Source organism: Streptomyces sparsus, assembly GCF_054776295.1.
The window spans coordinates 1-5,290 of sequence record NZ_BAAHCA010000287.1 but is presented as its reverse complement, the minus strand read 5'-3'; the positions used below and the strand labels follow the sequence as shown (position 1 = coordinate 5,290).

General features: G+C 71.7%; 3 protein-coding genes and 1 pseudogene. 1 reads left to right on the top strand and 3 read right to left on the bottom strand.

Features of this window, described 5'->3' with window-relative positions; all coding sequences use genetic code 11:
• Positions 1–777 precede the first annotated feature (777 nt).
• Positions 778–1,276 (top strand): annotated as a pseudogene (locus ACYVE9_RS14565) (hypothetical protein).
• Positions 1,277–1,292: 16 nt separating this feature from the next.
• On the opposite strand, the gene ACYVE9_RS14560 reads toward ACYVE9_RS14565, so the two are convergent.
• Genes ACYVE9_RS14560 through ACYVE9_RS14550 form a run of 3 tightly spaced genes read right to left on the bottom strand, consistent with a single transcriptional unit; the run spans position 1,293 to position 5,169 of the window.
• Positions 1,293–2,675, bottom strand: a complete 1,383-nt coding sequence (locus ACYVE9_RS14560) for an acyltransferase (RefSeq protein ID WP_461028262.1) — start codon at positions 2,673–2,675, stop codon at positions 1,293–1,295.
• A gap of 7 nt (positions 2,676–2,682) precedes the next feature.
• Entirely contained in the window at positions 2,683–3,903 is a 1,221-nt protein-coding gene (locus ACYVE9_RS14555; protein ID WP_461028261.1) for a cytochrome P450, read from the bottom strand.
• A gap of 42 nt (positions 3,904–3,945) precedes the next feature.
• Complete coding sequence (locus ACYVE9_RS14550) at positions 3,946–5,169, bottom strand: cytochrome P450 (protein WP_461028260.1); 1,224 nt, start codon at positions 5,167–5,169, stop codon at positions 3,946–3,948.
• Positions 5,170–5,290 lie beyond the last annotated feature (121 nt).

Below are 5,290 nucleotides of genomic sequence, written 5' to 3'. Positions count from 1 at the left end.
GACGAGGCACGCCCACGCGCCCAGCACCACCGCCAGGACCCAGTCGCGGGCCGCGGCCGGGGCTGCGGCGACGATCGCGCCGCCGGCTGCTCCCACCGCCACCAGCAGGACCAGGGGCACGGCGAGCGATAGGCGCCGTGCCGCAGTTGTCCGGCGCGTGCGGGAGGTGACAGGCACTGACATTCCGCGGTCCCTCGGTCGTGAGTGCGGTGAGATTCAGGAGGGAGCAGCCGGTCTGTGCGACACGGCATGGTCGGCCGGCCCTCGAACAGAACGCGATCTTCCGGTCCCTCGTACGGCGTTCATGCTAGTCAGGTCGGAGGGCGTGAACTTGCCGCCCGCGACTCGTGATCCACACAATGGGGGACTTCGTCGTGAAGTCGCCCTCGCCGCGGAACAGCGTGGTATTGGCCACTGCGGCCCGATCGCCGGATGACCTGCCCGTACGCTGCCCGGAACGCGGGGTGACCTGCCCGGATGAGCCTGTCGCTGCCCGTGGACGGTTGCAACTGGCCTTACGAGGAGTGGATTTCAGCCAACTGTGGGATGTGCCACGGTCACATGACGGTCGAAGGTACCTCCGCGCCGGAAGGCACGCAGGCACTGAACGGACGAGCGTGTTCGAAAATCGGACAGATAAGAGGGTGGTGTGCTGCCTGGCCCCAGGCGTCGGCCGCCGGTCGCGCGTCGCCGTCGCGACCGGTCAGCAGAGCGTGCCAAGGGTGAGCAGCCGCCACGGCGGTCGTCCGACTCCGCTCGTGAGGGGGACGGCCCGGCCTGCCTCGTACGCCCGACGTCCCCACACAGGCGCCACGCGACGACCGCCATGAGAAGTCCCGGCGGGGGCGTCTGAGACGGACCTTCGACGTGGAAGCGGAACTGTACGACCGGGCCCAGGCCCGGATATCCGCCCGCACTCTTCGACGATCTCGCGGAACTCGCGGGTACCCGTCCCGGCAGCCGCGTACCGGAGGTGGGCTGCGGAACCGGCCAGGCCACTTCCCGCAGCCGTCGATGTCGACAGCTCGGACCATGCGGAGAGGTGGCGCGGAGCGGCCGCTTCGGCGCCACGGTGCTCCGCCGCTACGAGCAGGACCTGACGCACACCACCTCGGAGTACCTGGAGCTGCTGCGGACCTGCTCCGGCCACCGCGCACTTCCGGAAGCAGCCGGGAAAGGCCTGCTGGCGTGCGTCGCGAACCTGATCGACGGGTGTCACGGCGGCCGGGTGACCAAGCGTCTTCTCGTCGAGTTGGCCGTGCCGCAGCGGCGGTGACGCCGGCCGGCGCCCGTCAGGCCGCTCCGCCCGCCGAGCCGAAGGCGTGCAGTCGTTCCTGCCACGGGCCTTCGGTGATGCGCGCGGCCTCGGTCTCGTCCAGGCAGAGGTACACGTCCCGGCCTCCGTCCTCCTCGGGGGTCGGCGTGATGTGCACCGTGGGGACGGGCAGGTCCGGGAACTCGTACCAGAAGGGCCGTCCGGCGCCCAGGTCGATCCGGTAGAGCGGGAACCTGGACCAGTTGTTGACGGACAGGGACGTCTCCGCGGCGTCGGGGTCGCGCACCAGCATGACGTGGCGCGAGATACCGCGTTTGCGGTGGGAGTTGAGAAAGGCGATCTCGTCGCGCAGCTTGTCCTCCGTGTTGGTCTCCAGGCACCGGCGCACCGCGCCCGCCACCGACCCCAGGGAGCGCGTCCGCAGCTCCACCGCGGGGGCGGAGGTCCAGCTCTTGCTGACGCAGTTGCCCCAGTACGATTCCGGCAGTGCCCCGCCGAGGCGTTCCTGCGCGCCGACGACCAGGCTGAGCCACTCCGTGGTGCCCGCCGGGCGGGCCCGCAGCTCGCCGAGCACCCGCCACAGGTGGGCGGTGAGCGCGTCGTTGGTGGACACCCATGTTCCGGGCTCGTCCAGCGTGCCCTGGGCGTCCGCCTTCATCGCCGCCAGTTCCGCCGCGCCGAACCGTGCGGTGACCGTGCCCAGGCGCTGGGCCCCGAGGCGGAGGGTCGTCGTCAACTGCCGCAGCCGGCCCACCGAGGTGAAGGCGCGTTCCTGCCGTACCCGGTCGTCCGCCGACACCCGGCCCAGGGCGTCCAGCGCCTCGCGGTCGTGGTGGGGCTCCTCCCACGGCAGGCCGAGGTGTTCCCGGGACCAGCTCTGCAGGAAGTCCAGCGTGCTCCGGGCGTCCGCGAGGCAGTGGTTGATCGCCACGCCCAGGATCGAGCCCCCGCCGCGCATCCGGGTCAGGCGGATCTTGAGCAGCGGGGCGTCCCGGCCGACCACCCGGAAGGGGCTGACCTCACGCACGAGGTTGCCGATGACCGGCTCGGACCGCAGGTCGGGCCCGAACTCCCGCAGGGGTTCGGGGCTGTAGGCCTCGGTGAAGCGCACTCCCCCGTCGTTGCACTCCACGCTGAGCCCGCCGTCGGCGTCCCGCCGGAGCCGGCCGGCCAGCACGGGGTAGCGCGCGAGGGTCCGGGCGAGCGAGTCCCGCAGCGCCGCACCGTCCAGCGTCTTGCGGTAGAAGAACGTCAGCGGCGTGTACCACGGCCCGATCAGCAGGTCGTAGCCGCTCAGCCGGACACGGCCGGACGGGGGCTGCCCGGACCTCACCACGTGCACCTGCTCCTCGCGGCTGTCCACGCGCGTGCGGAAGGAGGGTGCCTGCGTCCTGCTCACGGCGTGCTCACTCCCAACCCACGAGCAGCCGGTCCACGCCGTAGTGCACGGCACGGTCGCGCAGCGGCACGTCCTCGGCGGGCTCGGCCAGCCGCAGCGTCGGGAACCGCGTGAACAGGCGGCGCAGACCGATGCGCAGGCTGGCCCGGGCCAGGTGCTGGCCCAGGCACTGGTGCGCTCCGAAGCCGAGAGCGAGGTGCTTGCGGGGGACGCGGGTGACGTCCAGGCGGTCGGGGTCGTCGAAGACCTCGGGGTCCCGGTTGGCGGCCGGCAGCGACAGCACCACCGTCTGCCCCGCCTTGATCGTCCGACCGCCCACCTCCACGTCCTCCAGCGCGCACCGGCTGGAGCCGAGGTGGGAGATGGTCAGGAAGCGCAGCAGCTCGTCCACCGCTCCCGCTTCGTACAGTTCCGGACGTTCGCGCAGCAGGGCCAACTGGTCGGGGTTCTCCAGCAGGGCGAACGTGCTCAGCGCCAGCATGTTCGGCGTGGTGTCGAGCGAGCCGCCCAGGGTGAGCACCGCCAGGTTGACCAGTTCCTCCTCGGTGAGTTCATCCGTCGCCGCGAGCCGCCCGAAGAAGTCGTCCCCGCGTTCGCTCATGCGCTCCCTGACCATGGGCCGGATCAGCGCGTCGATGCTTTCCAGGTGGTGGACGAACTCCTCAAGGGTGTAGGTGAGTTTCCACATCACGGCGAAGTGCTCGGAGATGCCCGACATCAGTTCGGAGGGCACGTCCATCAGGGAGCACACCGACCGCAGGTTCACTGTGTCGGCGAAGCCGCTCACGAGGTCGGCGGGCGAGCCCTGGGCCGCCAGGTCCTCCAGGGTCTCGTCGACGATCCGCTCCAGCTCGGGTTCGTGCTGCTGGATGCGCCGCAGGGTGAAGTGCCCTGCCAGGAGTCGCCGGTACTTGGTGTGGCCGGGGGCGTCCATCTTCGCGAACGATCCGGGCGGGGCCGGCTGCGGGGCGTACTCCGTCATCGGGAACGGCGGCGCGACCACGTGCGCGAGCAGTTCGTTGCGGTGGCTGAAGCGCTCGTCGGAGAGGATCTGACGCACCAGGTCGTGCCGGGTCACCAGCCATCCGGAGGGGTCCTTCGGGGCCACCTGGAAGGTGATCGGGCTGACCGGGTCCTCGGCACGCAGCCGGGCGTAGGCGGCGGGCGGGTCGAACGGGCACCCGCCGCGGTCGGTGGGGATCACGGGCGCATCGGGCCTGGACTTCATGGTCACTCCGTGGGGCGAGGGAGGCGGCGGGCGACGGGCCGGTCAGGCCGGTTCGACGCAGAGGGGCAGGTGGCGGGCGCCGAAGACGTTGGTGCCGTGCCAGGAAAGCCGGGCGGCGGGGTCCACCCGCAGACTCGTGTAGCGGTCCAGCAGCGCGTCCAGGGCGATGCGGCCCTCCAGCCGGGCCAGCGGGGCACCGATGCAGTAGTGGATGCCGTGCCCGAACGCAGCCTGCCGGGCGTTGGCGCGGTCCGGCCTGAACGCGTCCGCGTCCTCGAAGACCGACGCGTCGCGGTTGGCCGACAGCAGCCACAGGTGCACCAGCGTGTCCGGTTGCAGTTCCGTGCCCGCCAGCTCCGTGGGAGTGGTGACCACCCGTTCGATCCGGGTGAACGGCGGTCGCAGCCGCAGGGTCTCCTCGATCACCGCGGGCACCAGCGAGCGGTCGTCGCGTACCCGGGCGAACAGGTCCGGATCGCTGTCCAGGCACATCAGGGCGTTGCCGACCAGGACGGAGGTGGTGATGTGCCCCGCGAGCAGCAGCAGCGTCGCGAAGCTGGCGATGTCCTCGTCCGCCAGGCGCTCCCCGTCCAGTTCGGCGGCCACCAGGGTGCCCAGCAGGTCGCTGCGCGGCTCGGCCCTGCGGGACTCGATGAAGTCCTGCAGGTACGTGGAGATGGTGACGGCGGTCTCCTCCATCTGCCGCACGCTCTCCGGGTCCTCCGGGTCGGTCGCGAGCAGTTGGTCCGCCCAGCCCTGGAACAGGTCGCGGTCCTCGGTCGGCACGCCCAGCATGCGGGCGATCACCGTCACCGGCAGCGGGTTGGCCAGGGTGTCCACCAGGTCGAAGGAGCCGTCCCCGGCGCCGTCCAGCAGTTCACCGGTCAGTTCGGTGATCCAGGGCTCCAGCCCCGCGATCAGGCCGGGGGTGAAGGCCTTGCTCACCAGTCGGCGCATCTTGCCGTGCAGCGGCGGGTCCAGGAGCAGCAGGGTGCCCCTCGGCGCCTGCTTCTCGCCCTTGGACAGCCGCCCCACCGTGTCCGAGGAGAAGGTCGCCGGGTCCGCGAGTACGCGCTGCACGTCCGCGTGCCGGAACACGTGGACGTTGCCGGACCCGTCCCGCCACACCGGGCGTTCGGCCCGCATGCGTGCCGCCCAGGCCAGCAGGGTGGCGCCTCCGTCGGGTTCCACGGTGGGGGCCCTCTCGGGCCAGGGCTCCGCCGCGGGCGTCGGGTCGAGCACGTCCGAAGTGCCTTGCTGCGCCACCCGGATTCCCCTTTCACAGTGGTGGTACGGCTGCCGCCGCGTGCTGCTGCCGGTGCCGTGCGACCGCGATCGGCTCCCGGCGCGCGGTGCGGTGCCGGCCGCTCGGCTGACCGGGCCGGCG